This is a genomic window from Pseudoalteromonas sp. SG44-5, assembly GCF_014164175.1.
GTDB lineage: Bacteria > Pseudomonadota > Gammaproteobacteria > Enterobacterales > Alteromonadaceae > Pseudoalteromonas > Pseudoalteromonas nigrifaciens.
This window is the reverse complement of record NZ_JACJES010000001.1, coordinates 161,298-180,519: the sequence shown is the minus strand read 5'-3', so window position 1 is coordinate 180,519 and position 19,222 is coordinate 161,298. Positions and strand designations below refer to the sequence as shown.

Sequence of the window (19,222 nt, the reverse complement as noted above, 5' to 3'; positions counted from 1 at the left end):
TACTCTCTATATGTGTGCGACTGAGGCACTTTTCAATTACATGATTTCGGTGCGATTACGGCCACCGTTTTTGGCTTTGTATAATGCCTGATCGGCTCCTGATAAAAGTCGGTCGTAATCGTCTATATTATTAGAATCAGAAACACCAAAACTCGCGGTTACTTGATGCAGCCCAGCAGCAATTACTGAAAAATCGTTATTTGCAATTTCTTCCCGTAATAGTTCACACATGAGTTTTGCTTCTGCTGCAGTTTTGTTAGGAAACACTAAGGTAAATTCCTCCCCGCCCCAGCGAGCTACTTGCTGCTCACCTTCGCAATGCGATTTGAGTATTTTGGCTATTTCACAAATAACTTTATCGCCAACAATATGTGACCAGCCATCGTTCACCCGCTTAAAGTGATCTATATCCATGATAGCAATAGCTAATATTTTATTTTGCTGCTTATATGTGGCAAAGTTTGTTGCTAACCAACTATCGAAAGCGCGCCGGTTTGGCATATCAGTAAGTTGGTCGTGAGTGGCTTGATAAGCAAAGGCGTTTGCCTGTTCTTGAAGGTCCTGTGTTTGCTTTTCTACTCGTTTAGTTAGCTCTGCCTCTACTTTTTTATAATGATATAAGCGGTACTTATAAACAGCATATATAGTGACTAAAAAAGTAAAAAACAGCATTAATTTAAAGCTCAACTTTTGCCAGTAATGTGCTTGAATTACAAAGCGAATTTCTTGCTCATTTTGCTGCCATTGCGTATTTGGATAACCGGCGCGCACCTTAAACGTATACTTACCTGCAGGTAAGTTGGTGTATTCTGCACCTGTGATGTGCTGGCGGTTTACCCACTCTTTATTAAAACCTTCTAACTGTGTTTGAAAACTTAAACGCTGCGGCATAATAAAACTCAAACCCGCATACTGAAAAGATAATCTTGAAACATTAGGCGGCAATAATACTGTTTCACCATCTAATGGGAGCGCTGTTGCTCTGCCGTTAACGCTAAAGCTCTCAATCATAGTAGGCAAATCTACTTTGCTTGATGCTTGCAATAACTCAGGTTTTAGCGCGCTTACTCCTTTTGCAGTAGCAAACCAAATAGTGCCATCTTTATGCACTGTTGCTGATGGGGTCGAGCCGCCATTAACTTGTGCACTGAGCATGCCATCGCCCTCGTCATAAAGTTGAAATACGAGTGGAATATTTATATTTTTTTGTTTTTCATCAAGAACATGATTAACGTGCTGGCGATCAACCTGAATAACCCCGCGGTTACTCGATAACCAAAATGAATCTTTATGAGCCACAATTTGAAATAACTTATCGACTGGCAGCCCTTGCTCCCGCCCTAAAATAGCCATTTTGCCCGCACTGTGCTCATAGCGCATTAATCCACGATCTGTCGTCATCCATGTGTAGTCGTCATCGAAATAAAAACCAAATCCATACTCGGCAGCAAATTGCGCTGGAAAGCTTATAGCACTAAATTGCTCAGTTAGTATATTAAACACCACAACCCCATTGCCGGTGCCAATCCAAACATTGCCTTTGTTATCTTCACTGAGTGCTAAAATAAAACCGCTAGGCAGCTCTTTTTCATTGGTAAATTGCACTAATGAGCCATCTTTTTCAACTCGCGTTAACCCCATAGCAGAGCCGATCCATAATCGCTGTTTGGAATCGAGTAATAGCCCTCTTACTTCGTTACTCCCAAGGCCATTACTACGATTTAAATAAGGCGTTATTTTATTATTACTGACCTTTAATACACCCGATGTATAAGTGCCTATCCATACATCGCCATCCTCGCCCTCCAGTAAACTCAATACCGAATAGGGAGAACCTTCTTTAGCACCTTCTATTTGAGTTACATTATTATTTTTAATTTTGTTAAGGCCGGCACTACTCCCTACCCATAAGCTACCATCGGAGTGCGATAATACCGTTCGCACGTAATCCCCAGCTAAACCCCGCTTAGTAGTCCAGGCGGTAAATGGCGCCTCCCTTAATCTAAACAGCCCGGCATTAGTGCCCACCCAAATACTGTTTTCTCTATCTTGTAATAAAGACAATATTCTATTAGCAGGGAGTCCGCCTTTCGCATCTAATTGCTCAAGCCCAGCCACACTGAGTCGAAAAACACCTTTATTAATAGTGCCAAACCACAAATCACCATGGTTATCTTCTAATAAACTAGAAATAGACTCAGCACTAAGCTGTGGATGGATGGCAGTAAATACTGCGTCTTTGAGAATATAAGCGCCGCGCTCACTGCCAATAATTAATTTCCCTTGGCGAGTAAGTAGTAGAGTATAAACTGCTGCATTGGGTAGCCCATCATCGGCTGTTATTAAGCTTGCTTGCTGATCAACAATTTTATATAAACCATCGCTAGTAGCAGCCCAAATAACGCCATTGGCATCCTCAAGCACACGATAGGCGCTAACATTATGAACAATGGCCTGATCGTGTTTACTATTAGCCCCGCGGTAAAATACGCCATCGTTTTCTAATGCCAGCCAAAACCCGTCATCGTTACTTTTAATTATGTGATTAACCATAGCTGAGGCACTCGGCTGAGTATTCCACTGTCTATATTGATATAAGCTGATACCACCTCTTGCACCGGCTATTAATAAGCCGCCGTCATCGGTAGGAGTAAGTGCACGAAGCCCTGAGTCGGGAAGATTATTTATTTCAGCGCGAGTAAATAGTTTAAATTCTTGGCCATTAAAGCGCGCTAAACCCTCCCATGTTGCTATCCATAAATAACCGTCTTGAGTTTGCGCTAAGCTATTAATACTATTGTGAGGCAGGCCTGAGCGGGTATTCCATGTTTCAAAAAAATAATCACTTAAAGGTAAACGAGTTTGTGACTGCACCTGACACGTGAACATGACGAAAAATACACATAAAATCCCTAAATGCTTCATCACTGCGACCTTTATAATTATTATTGATTAATTAGTATTACCCACTAAATTTAACGCAATCCTAAGTGATTAAAAACCAACCAAAACCAGCTAAACTAAGAAAATACTACCACAGCCTGCAGTAGCATTTCATTAACTAATCTTTACAAAAGTTATCAAATGTATCTTGTAAAATGTTTATAAACTTTGCTACGTGTAAACCATCCATTAAAGAGTGATGTACATCAATAGCTAAGGGCATAGTTTGCTGCTGTTTATTAAGCTGACCAAATACAAATTTAGGGATCCCTAAACATTTCCCTTCACTAAACGCATGCGAAAAAGCACTAAAATTTAGCCAAGGTAATACCGAAATATGAATTAAGTCGGCCTGCCCTTCGGTTTGTGCAAAGGCGTCAGAAAATAAAGGCTGCGATTTAGCATTAAAACTAACTGCGCTGGCATGCACGGCAAACTCAGTAAAGTTGGCCTTATCACTAAAGTAACTAAACCTGAACGAGTCATCTGCTGCCAGCTCAACCACACTAGCGCGGGTGTTACTTAGTAGCCATGGCTTATCATTAATAATACGCAGCATAATTGGCGGGTACGCATGGCACGCTTTAAGTGTGGCATAAGTATAGGCCTGAAAAAAAGACAGCTGATGCGCTTTACAGTAATTATATAAGGCCTTCGCGTTTAGCTGTACACACACATTAAAGTAAGGTTGAGAAAAGTGTTTAAACAACTCAAAATGTTGTTTACGGGGCCAGCTATCAAAATCAATAGGCTGCATAGAAACAGGCGAAGAAGACATAGATAAATAAACACATAAAATAAAAAATTAAGTTTAACGTATAAACAAAAAAAAGGCGTGCAATTGCACGCCCTAATATTTACGGTTAACTTATTTAGCCGATTAAAGACCGTTTTTAAGGATCTCTTGTGCAAGCTCATCAGCAATTAAATGCGTAGATTTTTGCTCTTTTTCACTACGCGCAAAAATTTCAGTTAGGGTATCAAAAATACCTTCAACATGTTTATTTGACGCAGCAGCACTGTACCCTTCTGGTAGCGTTTCATAATAAACATTAATAATACCACCGGCGTTAATTACGTAATCTGGTGCATATAAAATACCTTTCTCACGAATAATTTCACCATGGCGCGATTGTGCCAACTGGTTATTGGCACAGCCTGCAATTATAGTAGCTTTAAGGCGCGGTATAGTTGCATCGTTTATAGTTGCACCTAGTGCACAAGGTGCGTACACGTCTACGTCTAAATCGTAAATTTCGTCAATGCCAACGGCTGTAGCACCAAATTCATTAACAACACGGTCAATTGCTGCTTGGTTAATATCAGTAACATATAGCTCAGCGCCTGCCTCTGACAAATGCTTACATAAAGTATAAGCAACAGTCCCTAACCCTTGTACTGCTACTTTAATACCAGCAAAGTTTTGATGACCACGCTGATGGTTTAATGCCGCTTTTATACCTAAAAACGTACCGTATGCTGTAAATGGTGATGGGTTACCACTTTTGCCTTCAAGGCCAAGTACATAACTGGTTTCTTTGTTCATCATTGCAACATCGTCGCAGTTGATATTTACATCTTCAGCAGAATAGTAGCTGCCGTTTAATCGCTCTAATTGACGACCAAAAGCACGGAATAATTGCTCAGATTTAATTTCTTTAGCATTACCAATAATCACAGATTTACCGCCACCAAATGGCAAGCGCGCAACTGCATTTTTATAGGTCATGCCTTTGGATAAACGCAGCACGTCGTAAACGGCATCTTCATCATTTGCATAATCCCACATTCTACATCCGCCCACTGCCGGACCTAGGTTAGTATTATGTACCGCAATTATTGCTTTTAAACCCGACTCTTTATCAGTACAAAAAACCACTTGTTCATGGTTATCAAATTCAACTTGATTAAACACAACCACTTTAAATACTCCGAAATAGTTAACCCTAAAGGGTATGCATGCATGAAATTGCCGAGACTTTATCACTTCGGATAACGCTTCGCTATACCACGAGAGGATAAACCCAAGCGCAAAACAGCATTGAATTAAATAGCCAGCTTTAATGGTAAGTGCACATAAAAATTCCACAAAGGTAAAGCAATCAAGTATTAAAAGCTAAAAATAACAAACACCGCAAGGTTTACGCTTACGTGAACGTAACGCAACTAATAACTGTAAAGTTTAAATTACACGCAAGCATAATATGCAAACGCTTATGCTACATAGGTTTGCCTTAAAAAGGGGGTGGTTTAAGAGAACTGGTCAGAGCTGTTCACTCTTTTGCTAAGCAAATTAAATTACGGGGAGTAGAACAGGTTATTTAACCTGAACTCTGGTTAAGAGATTTACTAACATATTGAATCATAGTTATATTTATCTTTATTTTCTCTAGCCAGAGATTATCAGTGAAAACAAGACGAATTCACGCGTCAATAGCTGGCCTATTGCAAGTGAATTCAACGCAGTTAGCGCTGAAAATAGCTGCTTGAGATAGGTTTATTATCCAGAGATCAGGTTACTTAGTTTAAGTTAAACAAAAAGCGAGCACAGGGCTCGCTTTGTATATTAGTAAGTTAGATTACTTTAGCTTGCTATCTAGCTCTTCAATTTTAGCTTTCCAAATTGCAGGGCCTTGCGTATGCGCATTAGCACCTTCGCTATCAACAGCGACTGTTACCGGCATATCTTCTACTTCAAACTCGTAGATGGCTTCCATACCTAAATCTTCGAAAGCAACAACACGTGCTTTTTTAATTGCTTTAGATACTAAATACGCCGCGCCGCCAACTGCCATTAAGTACACTGACTTATGCTGCTTAATAGACTCAACCGTAGCAGGGCCACGCTCTGCTTTACCTATCATGCCTACAATACCGGTTTTTTCTAGCATCATATCGGTAAATTTATCCATACGCGTAGCCGTTGTCGGACCCGCTGGGCCAACTGCTTCGTCACGTACAGCATCTACTGGGCCTACGTAATAAATAAATTTATTATCAAAATCTACGCCTTTAGGTAAACCTTCGCCTGAGTTGATCATGTCTTGCAAACGCTTATGCGCGGCATCTCGACCCGTTAAAATAGTACCCGAAAGTAAAACAGTTTCACCCATTTTCCACTCTTGCACATCTTTTTTGGTCAAGGTATTTAAATCAACACGACGTGTGCCTTCGCCCACTTCAAAGGTTACTTGTGGCCAATCTTCTAACTTAGGTGCTTTTAGGTTTGCTGGGCCTGAACCATCAAGGGTAAAGTGTACGTGGCGAGTAGCCGCACAGTTAGGGATCATCACGACCGGTTTTGACGCTGCATGCGTTGGTGCTGTTTTAATTTTAACATCAACAACCGTTGTTAAACCGCCTAAGCCTTGTGCGCCAATACCTAATTTATTAGCACGTTCAAATATTTCTAAACGTAGCTTTTCTTCTGTGGTTTCTGCACCGCGTTCCATTAATTCATGAATATCTACCGGATCCATTAACGACTCTTTAGCCATTACTGCCGCTTTTTCAGCCGTACCACCAATACCTATACCTAGCATGCCAGGCGGACACCAGCCTGCGCCCATTGTAGGTAGCGTTTTTTCTACCCATTCTGCCACATCGTCAGATGGATTTAACATAACCATTTTACTTTTGTTTTCAGAGCCGCCGCCTTTAGCCGCTACCATTACTTCAACCTTACCGCCCGCTACTAAATCTATATGTACAACTGAAGGGGTATTGTCTTTGGTGTTTTTACGAGTACCTGCAGGGTCTGCAACAATAGAGGCGCGCAGCGGGTTGTCTGGATTTAAGTATGCACGGCGTGTGCCTTCATCAACCATTTGTTGAACGGTTAAATCGGTTTTATCCCAGTTAACATCCATACCTACTTTAACAAAACAGGTAATAATACCTGTGTCTTGGCAAAGCGGACGCTTGCCCTCAGCCGACATACGCGAGTTAATTAGAATTTGTGCGATGGCATCTTTTGCTGCTTTACTTTGTTCTTTGTTATAGGCTTTTTCAAGCGCTTGAACAAAATCAAGGGGATGATAGAAGGAAATATACTGCAAAGCATCTTCAATGCTATCTATAAAGTCTTGCTGACGGATTGTACTCATAGTGGTTCCTTAAGTTACCGTTACGCGGGGTCGCGTAAGCTATATCAAACCGGTGACGGTGGTTTGCACTGTTTTTAATTTGGGAAGCAACTAAACGCTGCCAAAAAAATTTGACTTATGATACCCTCCTCGCCCGTTTCGAGCCAGTTCTTAAAGGGGTAGTAAATGCTAAACAATAAAAATAATTGTATAAAATTAGCCATAACACAAAGCTGTATTGATGTATTTGCGCATTTTGCCCACTTGCCTTATGCCATTTTACTCGATTCGGCCAATAGTGAGCATGTAGACAGTCGTTTTGATATTATTGCCATCGAGCCCAAAAGCACACTGGAAGTACAAAACAACCTCAGTATTTTAAATAACCAACCCGATGCAAGAAGCTGCTTTGAAATAATGAACAGCGAACTGCTAAAACTTAATAACAACAAAGCGGCCAACAACCTACCCTTTAGTGGTGGCTGGCTGGGTTATTTGGGTTATGACTTAGGCCGCACACTTGAAAACCTCCCAAGTAGCGCTATAAACGATATAGACTTGCCACAAATGGCCGTTGGCTTGTACTTAGATGCACTCATATACGATAAACAACAAAACAGTTGGTTTTATATTGCCCAGCCTAAGGTTAATCGCTTAGCACTTTATCAGCAGTATTTAGCACAACCTGCCATTATGCCTAGCTTTGCACTTAAAACTGCGTGGCAATCTAATATGAGCCGCGCTGATTATGCGCAAAAATTTGCCGTAATTGAAGATTATTTAAAAACAGGCGATTGCTATCAAATAAATTTAGCACAACGTTTTAGTGCCCAATATGAAGGCTCGCCTTGGGCTGCCTACGTTAAATTAACAGCTGCGAATAAAGCGCCGTTTTCTAGCTTTATAAACCATCCGCAAGGCGCAATTTTGTCTATTTCTCCGGAGCGTTTTATATTAGTAAGCGATAATCAAGTGCAAACTAAGCCGATTAAAGGCACGTTACCGCGAAAAGCGGATCCGCAGCAAGACGCCCAACAAGCACAATTATTGGCAAACTCTGCCAAAGATCGCGCCGAAAATGTAATGATTGTTGATTTATTACGAAACGATTTAGGTAAAGTAGCCAAACCAGGATCGGTTCAGGTGCCCTCGTTATTTGCTATTGAGAGCTTTCCGGCGGTGCATCATTTAGTTAGTACAGTTACTGCCACATTGGCAGAGGGTAAAACGGCGGTTGATCAACTCGCTGCAGCATTTCCTGGGGGCTCGATTACTGGCGCGCCTAAAGTGAGAGCAATGGAGATTATTGAAGAACTTGAACCGCATCGTCGCAGTATTTATTGTGGTTCAATAGGCTATTTAAGTGCTTGTGGTAACATGGATACCAGCATTACTATTCGTACTTTAGTATGCCACGCTCAACAAATACACTGCTGGGCCGGTGGTGGCATAGTAGCTGATTCTAAAGTTGCATTGGAATATCAAGAAACATACGATAAAGTAAATAAAATACTTCCATTATTATAACAGTAGGTCGCTTTGAATAGTGAACACATTATAGCGCGGTTTCAGTTAAGCCCTACGGCAGCGCCAGATCAAGGAATAGATACCCCTAAAAAGCGTGCCAGCGCAGTCATGTTGCCGCTTATTGATGTAGATGATCATGCGCATATTTTACTGTGTAAGCGCCCTATTTATTTGCACCATCATCCCGGTGAAATTTGCTTGCCCGGTGGTAAGTTTGAAGCAAGTGATATTACGCTTCGCACTACTGCCCTGCGTGAACTACATGAAGAGCTAAATATTACGCCCAGTAATGTTAAAGTATTTGGCCAATTACCTTTGTACTCAACACTCACCGGCTTTAACATTAGCCCTTTTGTTGGCATGCTTAATAAACACACTATTTGGGAGAACGATCATAATGAGGTACAAGCTAGTTTTTTATTACCACTGCGTGATTTAACTAACGAGGCTAATTGGCAGCCCCTGCCTTTTCAGCGTTTTGGTAAAACCATTATTTTATATGGTTACAATACCCCACATGGTTTACTTTGGGGTGCAACTGCAAGCATCATTAAAAACTTTACAAAACAACTCGCCTTACCAGTTTAAATGTTCTTGATTAATGGTTACATAGTCACAATTTAGCGTTACTATACACGACCGTTCAAAAAAGCAGCCTAGTGCTGAGTAAACACAGAAGAGACACATTATGATAAGTGCATTTGATATGTTTAGTATTGGTATTGGCCCTTCTTCGTCACATACCGTTGGCCCAATGCGCGCATCTCGTTTATTTGTTAATGACCTACAAGAAAAACAATTATTAGCAAACGTTACCGACATTAAAGTAGAGCTATATGGCTCGTTAGGTCAAACTGGTATTGGCCACGGCTCGGGTAAAGCTGTAATACTTGGCCTTGCTGGGTATGATCCTGAAACCATCGACGCCGATTTGGTTGATACTATTTTAGCCACAATTGAAAAAGAACAAGTTATTTATTTAAATCAAACGCATAAGGCTAAATTCCCAAAGCAAGGGGCTATTGTTTTTCACCGTCGTAAAACGCTACCTAAGCACTCTAATGCAATGGAAATTATTGCCTCTAATAATGGCGAGAAGGTTTATAGCCAAATTTATTACTCAATTGGCGGTGGCTTTATTGTTACTGACCAAGATTTTGAAAACGAAAAACAAGCAGCGCTTGATATTCGTGAAGAAAACCCTGCACCTTTTCCGTTTGGTAGCGCACAAGAATTACTGGAAATGTGTAAAGAGTCGGGTTTCAGTGTATCTACTTTAATGATGCATAACGAAAAAACACTACGCAGCGAAAACGACATTAAAGACGAGTTATTTAATATTTGGCAGGTAATGAAAGCCTGTATTGAGCGTGGTATGCGTACCGAAGGGATTTTACCAGGCGGTTTAAAAGTAAAACGTCGTGCTCCTAATTTACATTTAAAACTTAATGTTGAAGTAAGTAACGACCCCCTACGTGCTATGGATTGGGTCGACTTATTTGCTTTAGCTGTAAATGAAGAAAACGCCGCAGGCGGGCGTGTTGTAACCGCTCCTACCAATGGCGCAGCGGGTATTTTACCAGCAGTACTTATGTATTATCATACTTTTATAAAAGAAGTTGATCGCGACATAGTTACGCGTTATTTATTAACCGCCGCCGCTATCGGTATTTTATATAAAAAGAACGCCTCTATTTCGGGTGCCGAAGTAGGTTGCCAAGGTGAAGTGGGCGTGGCTTGCTCAATGGCTGCAGGCGCACTTACCGAAATTGTAGGTGGTAATGTAGTGCAAGTAGAAAATGCCGCCGAAATTGGCATGGAGCATAACTTAGGGCTTACGTGTGACCCAGTTGGTGGCTTAGTGCAAGTACCGTGTATTGAACGCAACGCCATGGGCGCGATTAAAGCAATTAATGCGTCACGCCTTGCAATTCGTGGTAGCGGCGAGCAAAAAGTATCACTCGATAAAGTGATTAAAACTATGCTCGAAACCGGTAACGATATGAAAACTAAATATAAAGAAACCGCTCGTGGTGGTTTAGCCGTTAATATAATTGAGTGTTAACACACTTAATTATAATTAAAAAAGGCGCCTGTTTAAAAACAGGCGCCTTTTTTATTAGCTACTTTTAACAGTTAACAGTTAAGTATTCGATACCGAAACAATTATTTAACTGGCAATTCTATATCAGCAAATAACTTATCAACATCTTCTTGGTTGCGTAATAAGTTAGCACGCTCTACTCGCTCTTTTGTTAAGTGTGGTGCAAAGCGTTCAATAAAGTCATACATATAAGTGCGTAAAAAACTGCCTTTTCTAAAACCAATTTTAGTGGTACTCGCTTCAAATAAATGGCTGGCATCAATACACACTAAATCAGTATCACTGACCTGGTCAATCGCCATTGACGCAACCACTCCAACACCTAATCCTAAGCGTACATACGTTTTAATAACGTCGGCATCGGTGGCGGTAAATACTATGTGCGGCTCAAGCCCATGAGCACTAAATGCTTTATCTAGTTCTGAGCGGCCAGTAAAGCCAAATACATAAGTAATAAGCGGATATTTTGCAATATCAGCCACGGTTATACTATTGGCTTTTTTAGCTAATGGGTGGTCTTTTGCCACCACAATACTACGGTTCCAATGATAACAAGGCAGCATAACAAGGTCTGAATATAAGTGTAGCGCTTCTGTTGCAATAGCAAAGTCAGCATCGCCACGTGCAGCTGCATCTGATATTTGCTGCGGTGTACCTTGGTGCATATGAAGTGACACTGCGGGGTATTTTTTCATAAACCCTTTAATAACATTCGGCAATGCGTAACGTGCTTGGGTATGAGTAGTGGCAATATTAAGCTTACCTTGATCAGGTAAAGTATGCTCATGAGCAACCGCTTTAATACCTTCCACTTTTGAGAGGATTTCGCGCGATATATTAATGACTTCTTCACCGGCACTCGTTACATGCGTTAAATGTTTACCACTGCGACCAAAAATTTGAATACCTAACTCATCTTCAAGCATGCGCACTTGCTTAGAAATACCTGGTTGTGAGGTAAATAAACTTTCAGCTGTTGCTGAGACATTTAATTTATGATTTTGAACTTCTACAATATATCTAAGTTGTTGTAATTTCATAGCTATGTATTTTCGTTATTATTCGTTTTTGAGGGGGTAAATACTTTATCTTTAAAAACTGACCACCCGACAAATGGTAGGTTTTAATTGATAATATCGTATTTAATAAATATAGGCTTAGGCTAGCACAATAAATATACTTCAGATAGCAATGATTATCATATAAAGCATTAAGATTTAAACGCTTTCTTAGCCTGCTTTTATAGTTAATTAGCGCAAAGTTTTCCTGTTCTTATATATTTAATGTAAGATTGAGCAATTAGGTTTAGAACCCGAGAACTGTAACATGATCGTCTCTATTATAATTATACTCATTGTTGCTCTTATTGTGATTGCGCTTTGGGTAAGTGCGGTGCAACAGCATAAAGAAAAACAAGAAGCTGATCGCCGTAAAGAACTAACCAAACAAAAAGCTATCATTGAGGAAACCGAGGAAGCGTTAATGAATAACGCTAATATCCCGTTTTCAGATAACACACTTCGTGTTTTACAGCGTCGTAATCATGATGCGCTTAGTACCATGGTATCGCTTTCACCTGGTTCTAAAATATTAAAAAACCGTTTAAATGAAGCGAAAGAGCGTTTGAATAACCCAGTTCAAGGAAGCAATAGCGAATCGCTTTCACTGCCAAGTAACGATAAGCAATTGGTATCGCTAATACAGGGCATAAAAAAATTACGTATTATTCTACGCTCTGAGCACAATAAAGGTAACCTCGATAGCCAACTATTTGTAATTGAAGACAAACGAATGGAAAAACTGCAGTTACAAATAAATATTGAAAGCCAAATTAAACGTGGTTTATCGGCGCGCTCTGCAGGCATGGTAGGTTCAGCTAGGCAGTATTTTGAAAAAGCCCATGCTTCACTCAGTGCGGTATCGTATAGCGATCCATATGTAACTGCTAAATATCAAGAAGTAGAAGGCTACTTAGAAGCTATTAGTGTTGAGTTAAGAGCATCGAATGCCGATGCGCTTAAAAAGAAAACTGAACAAGAGCAAGATGACCTAGACATATTGTTTGCTCCGAAAAAGAAATGGTAAATTAGTACTATAATTTATAAAAAAAGCCCATACAAAATTGTATGGGCTTTTTTTATTGATAGATAAATAAGTTTTTTAAGATAAAAATGCAAACTTAACAATAAACAATGCCGTTAAAATCCACACACTAATACTTACTTGATCCTTTTTACCGCATAATACCTTAACCGCAGTGTATGAAATAAACCCAAGCGCTATACCATGAGCAATAGAAAATGTCAGCGGGGTCATTAATAACACCACACTAACAGGAATGGCATCTGTCATGTCGTCCCAGTTTACAAACTTTAAGTTTTGTAGCATAAGTACCGAAACATATAAAATAGCACCGGCAGTGGCATACGCTGGCACCATTTGCGCTAGTGGCGCAAAAAACATCATCAATAAAAAACAAATACCCACAACAACGGCTGTTAAGCCTGTGCGTCCGCCTACAGAAACGCCAGCCACCGACTCTATGTAAGATGTAGTAGTAGATGTACCAAGCATTGCACCAGCAATAGTGGCAGTGCTATCAGCGCTAAGAGCGCGCCCTAAACGTGGCATATTGCCTTTTTCATCTGCAAGCCCTGCTTTTTGCGTGACTGCAACCAGGGTGCCTGAGGTATCAAATAAATCTACAAATAAAAATGCAAAAATAACACTCAACATTGAAAGCTCAAATGCCGCACTAAAATCAAGTTGCATAAAGGTTGGTAAAATTGACGGCGGCATAGACATAACCCCCTGATATTCAACCAAACCAAAAGCCAAAGCAATACCTGTTACCAGTAAAATACTAATTAACACACCACTTTTAAAATCGCGATATAACAATGCCGCAATCACAAAAAAACTTAAAATAGCAAGTAATGGCCCAGGTGCAGTAATATCACCTAGCTGCACTAAGGTTGCAGGGCTAGATACTATGATCCCTGCACTTTTAAGCGCAATTAGCGCCAAAAAAGCACCAATACCGGTCGCTATTGCTTGTTTTAGCACCAGTGGAATGGCATTAATAATCCACTCTCGTACTTTAAATAAACTTAAAAATAAAAATATACAACCCGACATAAACACAGCACCTAATGCCGCTTCCCAGGTATAGCCCATTCCTAAAACAACGCCATAGGTAAAAAAAGCATTTAATCCCATACCCGGCGCTAACGCTAACGGATAATTGGCCCATAGGCCCATAATAAAACAGCCTATTGCAGCTGCAATACATGTAGCTACAAACGCAGCGCCTTGATCCATTCCTGCTTGGGCAAGCATTGCTGGATTAACAAAAACAATATAAACCATAGTAATAAAAGTAGTCATACCGGCAACACATTCACGTTGTACTGAGGAATCATTTGCGCGGATTTTAAATAAGGCTTCGAGCATAACAAACTTAAGGTAGTAAAAAGTGGCGAGATTTTAGCATAAAAATAGCGAAATACCGGACATTTTACCTTGTTATGCATTAAGTTATTGAAGTAGCTGAAATAATAAATATGACACGGTAATACGTATGTACTTCAGGTTTTAAAAATAATAATTACCGTGCTTATATGCTGAGCAATCAGCTTTACTTTAACGTAAATAATAGAGCATAAAGTACTGTATAGGTGCTATTCGCCGCATAACTTTAATAAAAAATATAAATATATACCTAAAATATTAACGCTCTGTTTTTAATAGTTATTTTTGTTTTTTTATCCGTGTAAAAATTTAAAACTGAATGGCTGTACAAATAATTAGCAAAAAAACACTTGCACCATAACACTGTATAAACTACTGTACATAGGTACTGTATAAAAACCCAGTGAGTGAGAAATTTATGTTACAGCCTATTACCGTAAGAACCGTTAAAAGTTATCAGCAAGACGATAAAAGTGATTGTGTAAATTTAATTCAAATTGAAGATGAAATTTCAGCAACCTTTGAATTGCTTAAAGTATTACACCAATACAACAGCTTAAATGCATGGACACTGCTGATTGCCCCTGACCATGTACCGAGTAAAGCCTTGCTTGATTCATGCTCCATTGACACCAGCAAATTACTGGTGATCAGGCAAAAACATTTAGTAAACTTAGAGTATGTACTTAGCTCGGCGCTGCACAACGGAAACTTTGCTGCGGTTATTACCTGGACTGATATTATTAATGATCAACAGCTGACACAGCTATCATTAAATTTAAGCACTACAAATACTAAGCTTTACTGTTTTACTAAAAATACTCACAACCTTGAGATACCACTAACTCAATAAGCTTGTTAAACTCGTGTTTTAAACACTTTATATTAATATTATGACCTCATTAACGACTTCTCCTTGCTTTTGTGGCAGCCAGCAAAATTATGCTGACTGCTGTGAACCACTTCATTTAGCATCAAAAATAGCTGAAACACCTGAGCAACTTATGCGTGCTCGCTACAGTGCATATGTACTTAAAAATGCAACTTATGTTTATCAAACTTATGCAAGTGAAAAACAGGCAGAAAACCCTGTAAAAGAGATTAAAGACTTTGCTGATAGCTGCCGCTTTATAAAGCTAACCGTCATCGACACTGAGCACGATGCAAGCGAAGGCTTTGTAACATTTAAAGTAAATTACTTTTACCAAAACCTATATTGCGAGTTGCACGAAAAGTCGTTGTTTATTAAACAAGATGGGCAGTGGCGCTACCTTGAAGGCACACTATTTCCGGTAGCCGATATTAAAATAAGCAGAAATGACAACTGCCCTTGCCAAAGTGGCAAAAAATATAAAAAGTGTCATAGCGTATAACAAACTGCAGCTGTGCAGTGAGTAAAGTAGGTAATTACAGGCAACTGAACCTTAAATACATCCAATAGCCATGCCTAGGGTTGGCTGTTACAGGCGATGTGTATGGCTAAAATAAAATTTTACTTTCGAGCAACTATTGGCAATTTACATACCTATAGGCCTGTGTTAATAACTGCTCTACCGTATATTTTGGTATTGGGTTCGCTGCGCTTTAAAAGCACACTGTATTTCGCCCTTGTGCTTTAGCGGCGTACATTTTTTTATCTGCGCGTTGCAAAATATCCATGTTGCCTTCGTCTGATTGCAATAACGTAGCTCCACCTATACTTATAGTGACAAATTCAAACTCTGAGTACTTATGTAAAACACCTAAGCCATATATGTTATTTTTAATTTTTTCAGCAACACAGCGAGCGCCTTCCTCGTTGGTATGGGGTAGCACAACCACAAATTCTTCGCCGCCATAGCGGGCAACAAAATCGCTTGGCCTTTGCAGGCTGTTGGCAATTGTTTGAGCAACTAAGTGTAAAACAACGTCGCCTTCTACGTGTCCATAAATATCGTTGTATTGCTTAAAGTAATCAATATCCATAAGTAATAAAGCATATTCTGTATTCTCTCTTAATGCACTCAATTGTATTTTATTAATATGAGTATCAAAATAACGACGGTTAAATACTTTAGTTAAGTCATCAAGAAACACTTTTTGACTTAATAAGTCATGTTGCAGCTTAATAGTTAAGTGCGCTCTTACTCTTCTGTATAAGGTTTCTGGGTTAATCGGTTTTTGAATAAAGTCTACCGCACCCGCTTCCCAGCAGTCCTCTTCTTGGTTTTCAAAGGAGGTAACAAATATAACGGGAATGTCTTGGGTTTGTGTCGTCGTTTTAAGTTTTAAACAGGTTTCTATACCGCATATGCCATCCATTGAAATATCCAGCAGTACGATATCGGGAGTATTAGATTTACATATTTCAACTGCTTCTTCACCGCTGTTGGCGGTGTTAACAATAAAGTGCTTTGATAATATTTTTTTCAGTACAATTATGCTAAGTAACTGATCATCAACAATGAGAACTTTTGAGGTTTTAAGGCTAAGTTTTAAATCGATATCGGCATAATTTAATGGCATAAATACTACTGTTTTCTATAATTATCAACTAACACAGTATAATACAGTCTTATGTTATGCAAATGTATTAAAGTTGGGTTTTTAATCAAACTTACAACCAAATATAAAAATGGCGATACAGAGTTGTTGTTAATTGTTTTAGAAAATCACGGCCATAATTTTCAGGGTAATACTGAAAGTAAGCACTGCTTATAAGCTGCTTGTACTTGAATGCTCAAGGTTTAAATCGCGTTTGTATAAACGTACAAACAAAAAATGGGCCACTAGGCCCATTTTAAAAATTACGCAAATTACTTTATAAGCGTCTTATTCGTCGTCATCCAAATCTGGTTGTTGACGTTGAGCTGGGCGCGCTAATATTTCTACATAAAAAGAAGTTAAGCTTTGCTTTTCTATTTCGCTTATATGATTACTAAGCTCTGCAACGTGCACTACTTGTGCATCTTCAGCGGTATTACCAAACTTACAATCAAACGCCCAGTAATCAGCATCGAGTGGTAGAGTTTTGTTACGCTCTCTTTTCAAATATTTTTTCACTTCATGCTTTGCGGCGTCAACCATACGAGGATATTTGATTTTCTCGTGATTTAGCGTGAATATTTTCTTCATTACGTTCCTAATTACCTTGGTTTAATGATAACGGCATTTAATGTCATACCATTTGAGCCTATTATAGCAATTGCATTTAATTTTTGGATGCTTTTTTTATATTAAATCAATTATTAATCCATTAATAAAATAAAGTATCGCTAAAATGCGCTTAAGTGTAGAGAGTTAGCGGCTTTATATTACAGACAAGTAACTTAATAGTTAGAGTGATGGCGCAATCGTTTGCCAAGTTCTATTAATATGATTGGTTATTGCAATATCAAAGCAGTTACAGCGTACGCTTTATAATTAAGCGCTTACTAAATGCAATGGGTGGTGAAGCGCATCATTATTTAGGCTTTCGTAAAAGGCAGCAGCATCGAGTTGCGGGTTAGATAGTTGCGTTTGTGTGTTATTTATACGCCTGCGCACTGCTAATTCACAATTATCACGCACCTGAAGCGGAATATGGCTTACATCATCTCTTATAAACAATGGTTCAGGGTTTAAACAGTGATTTAATTTAATATCGCTCATTCCAGCGCGTTCCCCTGCTTGCATTAATAGTGAGGCGTTAAACTGCCCTATCAAGATATCAAACTTATCTGGCGCTAAAAGTTGCTTTGGACCTGCTCCTATTTGTTTGCGAAGGGTATCTTCGCCAACAGTTGAATCTTCAATTTCTGTTTTTGGTAAATGGAATTGGCTAAAATCGAGTGCATCATGAGATAGCATAGCGAGTAAAAGCGCAAACTCTCCTCGGCGCTTTTCATGCACACTTTTATTAAGTCGAGTGTTGAGCTGACTCTCTGTGATTAACAAATCACCGATTTGCATAGACTTTAGCCGATTGAAGTAAGTAATACCTATTTATCGGCTTTATTTCATTTTTCTTTAGCTTTTTTCTTTACTTAAATACGATGTTTGCTATTATCAGCGCCGTTGCATTGGAGGGGTTCCCGAGCGGCCAAAGGGATCAGACTGTAAATCTGACGGCTCAGCCTTCGCTGGTTCGAATCCAGCTCCCTCCACCACTTTTCTTACCGCTAAGTTAAGTGGGGCCAAATGTAACAAAATTAGTGTGGAGGGGTTCCCGAGCGGCCAAAGGGATCAGACTGTAAATCTGACGGCTCAGCCTTCGCTGGTTCGAATCCAGCTCCCTCCACCACTTTTCTACTTATTTTCTACTTATATAGTTACTACATTCCTTGTTAGTAATCTCCGTGTTTTTTCTTAGTTAAACATTAAAATACCCATTGTAAACTCATACCATATTGTTTTAGCCATAACGTACTTGCTTTATAGTCGGGACAAAATTGTGCTACGCGCTGCCAAAATGCTTTGCTATGATTTAAATGTCGTAAATGCGCCAGCTCATGCACTATTACATAATCAATAATGCTATGCGGTGCACCAATCAATAATAAGTTAAATGTTAACGCCCTTTTACTATTACAACTTCCCCATTTGCGTTTATAAACTGCAATATTTAAATCGTTAGGCAGCGCTTCTTGCATCAGCGTGCAAAAGTCATTAAGTCGCATTTCAATGTATGCGGTTAACTGCTCTTTTAAATACGCCTCTAAAAGTAATTGGTACTTTTGCTGCTGATGCTTAACACGAGCAGAAACGGTAATAAGCAGGCCATCTTGTTGGCGCTCCACTGTAGAGGTATTGCCTTGCTGAAACGTTAAATTAATTGCTTCTGAAAAAACCCAGATCTTTTTGTCCTTAAGTGGATACTGTTTTGTATCAACCAAAGTAAGCTGTTTTTGCAGCTGCGCCTCAACCCATGATTTTTTTTCTAATAACCAGTTATCGAGCACTTTTTTTTGTACGTGATGGGGGGCATATACCGTCACATTTTGATTATGTACTTTAATAGCAACGGTCTTTCGTCGGGTACTTTTTTTTAGTTGGTAGGCAAACAAATTAATCTCTCACACTATACTAGCTAGGGGCTACTTTTCGTCTAATGGTTAGTTAATGCCGTGTTGTT

At 39.4% G+C, this 19,222-nt stretch carries 16 protein-coding genes and 2 tRNA genes; 8 read left to right on the top strand and 10 right to left on the bottom strand.

Annotated features, from left to right (window positions below):
* Window positions 1-36: 36 nt before the first annotated feature.
* The 4 genes from H5079_RS00935 to H5079_RS00920 all read right to left on the bottom strand — a co-directional run bounded on the left by H5079_RS00935 (window position 37) and on the right by H5079_RS00920 (window position 7,049).
* Window positions 37-2,925 (bottom strand): ligand-binding sensor domain-containing diguanylate cyclase, encoded by a 2,889-nt coding sequence (locus H5079_RS00935; protein WP_182683240.1) that lies wholly within the window; start codon window positions 2,923-2,925, stop codon window positions 37-39.
* A gap of 136 nt (window positions 2,926-3,061) precedes the next feature.
* Window positions 3,062-3,700, bottom strand: a complete 639-nt coding sequence (locus H5079_RS00930) for a chloramphenicol acetyltransferase (protein ID WP_080516808.1) — start codon at window positions 3,698-3,700, stop codon at window positions 3,062-3,064.
* 123 nt (window positions 3,701-3,823) lie between these two features.
* Window positions 3,824-4,864 (bottom strand): Glu/Leu/Phe/Val dehydrogenase, encoded by a 1,041-nt coding sequence (locus H5079_RS00925; protein ID WP_089368020.1) that lies wholly within the window; start codon window positions 4,862-4,864, stop codon window positions 3,824-3,826.
* Between the two features lie 658 nt (window positions 4,865-5,522).
* Window positions 5,523-7,049, bottom strand: a complete 1,527-nt coding sequence (locus tag H5079_RS00920) for a fumarate hydratase (RefSeq protein WP_011327851.1) — start codon at window positions 7,047-7,049, stop codon at window positions 5,523-5,525.
* A 165-nt stretch (window positions 7,050-7,214) separates the two neighbouring features.
* On the opposite strand from H5079_RS00920, the gene pabB reads away from it, so the two are divergent.
* The 3 genes from pabB (at window position 7,215) to H5079_RS00905 (ending at window position 10,620) form a co-directional block, all read left to right on the top strand.
* Window positions 7,215-8,555, top strand: coding sequence for an aminodeoxychorismate synthase component I (gene pabB / locus H5079_RS00915; RefSeq protein ID WP_089368018.1), 1,341 nt, complete (start codon window positions 7,215-7,217; stop codon window positions 8,553-8,555).
* Between the two features lie 12 nt (window positions 8,556-8,567).
* A complete protein-coding gene (locus tag H5079_RS00910; protein WP_011327849.1) occupies window positions 8,568-9,143 on the top strand; it encodes a CoA pyrophosphatase in 576 nt (191 codons plus the stop codon).
* A gap of 100 nt (window positions 9,144-9,243) precedes the next feature.
* Window positions 9,244-10,620 carry an L-serine ammonia-lyase gene (locus H5079_RS00905; protein ID WP_011327848.1) on the top strand — a complete coding sequence of 459 codons (1,377 nt, stop codon included), beginning with the start codon at window positions 9,244-9,246 and terminating at the stop codon, window positions 10,618-10,620.
* Window positions 10,621-10,721: 101 nt separating this feature from the next.
* Here H5079_RS00905 and cysB read toward each other — a convergent pair whose 3' ends face one another.
* Entirely contained in the window at window positions 10,722-11,699 is a 978-nt protein-coding gene (gene cysB / locus H5079_RS00900) for an HTH-type transcriptional regulator CysB (protein ID WP_011327847.1), read from the bottom strand.
* A gap of 286 nt (window positions 11,700-11,985) precedes the next feature.
* Here cysB and H5079_RS00895 point away from each other — a divergent pair, with 286 nt between their 5' ends.
* Window positions 11,986-12,744 (top strand): hypothetical protein, encoded by a 759-nt coding sequence (locus H5079_RS00895; RefSeq protein ID WP_182683239.1) that lies wholly within the window; start codon window positions 11,986-11,988, stop codon window positions 12,742-12,744.
* 75 nt (window positions 12,745-12,819) lie between these two features.
* On the opposite strand, the gene H5079_RS00890 is transcribed toward H5079_RS00895, so the two are convergent.
* Window positions 12,820-14,112 (bottom strand): NCS2 family permease, encoded by a 1,293-nt coding sequence (locus H5079_RS00890; RefSeq protein ID WP_050754470.1) that lies wholly within the window; start codon window positions 14,110-14,112, stop codon window positions 12,820-12,822.
* 436 nt (window positions 14,113-14,548) lie between these two features.
* Here H5079_RS00890 and H5079_RS00885 point away from each other — a divergent pair, with 436 nt between their 5' ends.
* Window positions 14,549-14,983: a SulA-like leucine-rich domain-containing protein gene (locus tag H5079_RS00885; RefSeq protein WP_011327844.1), complete on the top strand. Its 435-nt coding sequence runs from the start codon at window positions 14,549-14,551 to the stop codon at window positions 14,981-14,983.
* Window positions 14,984-15,023: 40 nt separating this feature from the next.
* Window positions 15,024-15,503 (top strand): YchJ family protein, encoded by a 480-nt coding sequence (locus H5079_RS00880; protein WP_011327843.1) that lies wholly within the window; start codon window positions 15,024-15,026, stop codon window positions 15,501-15,503.
* A 211-nt stretch (window positions 15,504-15,714) separates the two neighbouring features.
* On the opposite strand, the gene H5079_RS00875 is transcribed toward H5079_RS00880, so the two are convergent.
* From H5079_RS00875 to H5079_RS00865, 3 genes are all read right to left on the bottom strand, one after another.
* Complete coding sequence (locus H5079_RS00875; RefSeq protein ID WP_182683238.1) at window positions 15,715-16,635, bottom strand: diguanylate cyclase; 921 nt, start codon at window positions 16,633-16,635, stop codon at window positions 15,715-15,717.
* A 306-nt stretch (window positions 16,636-16,941) separates the two neighbouring features.
* Window positions 16,942-17,244, bottom strand: coding sequence for a DUF6172 family protein (locus H5079_RS00870; RefSeq protein WP_011327840.1), 303 nt, complete (start codon window positions 17,242-17,244; stop codon window positions 16,942-16,944).
* A 288-nt stretch (window positions 17,245-17,532) separates the two neighbouring features.
* Window positions 17,533-18,060 (bottom strand): VC2046/SO_2500 family protein, encoded by a 528-nt coding sequence (locus H5079_RS00865; RefSeq protein ID WP_011327839.1) that lies wholly within the window; start codon window positions 18,058-18,060, stop codon window positions 17,533-17,535.
* Window positions 18,061-18,172: 112 nt separating this feature from the next.
* Between H5079_RS00865 and H5079_RS00860 the strand changes: the two genes are divergently transcribed.
* A tRNA-Tyr gene (locus H5079_RS00860) sits at window positions 18,173-18,257 on the top strand.
* Between the two features lie 49 nt (window positions 18,258-18,306).
* Window positions 18,307-18,391: transfer RNA gene (locus H5079_RS00855), tRNA-Tyr, on the top strand.
* Between the two features lie 76 nt (window positions 18,392-18,467).
* On the opposite strand, the gene H5079_RS00850 is transcribed toward H5079_RS00855, so the two are convergent.
* Window positions 18,468-19,154, bottom strand: coding sequence for a M48 family metallopeptidase (locus tag H5079_RS00850; RefSeq protein ID WP_089368016.1), 687 nt, complete (start codon window positions 19,152-19,154; stop codon window positions 18,468-18,470).
* Window positions 19,155-19,222 lie beyond the last annotated feature (68 nt).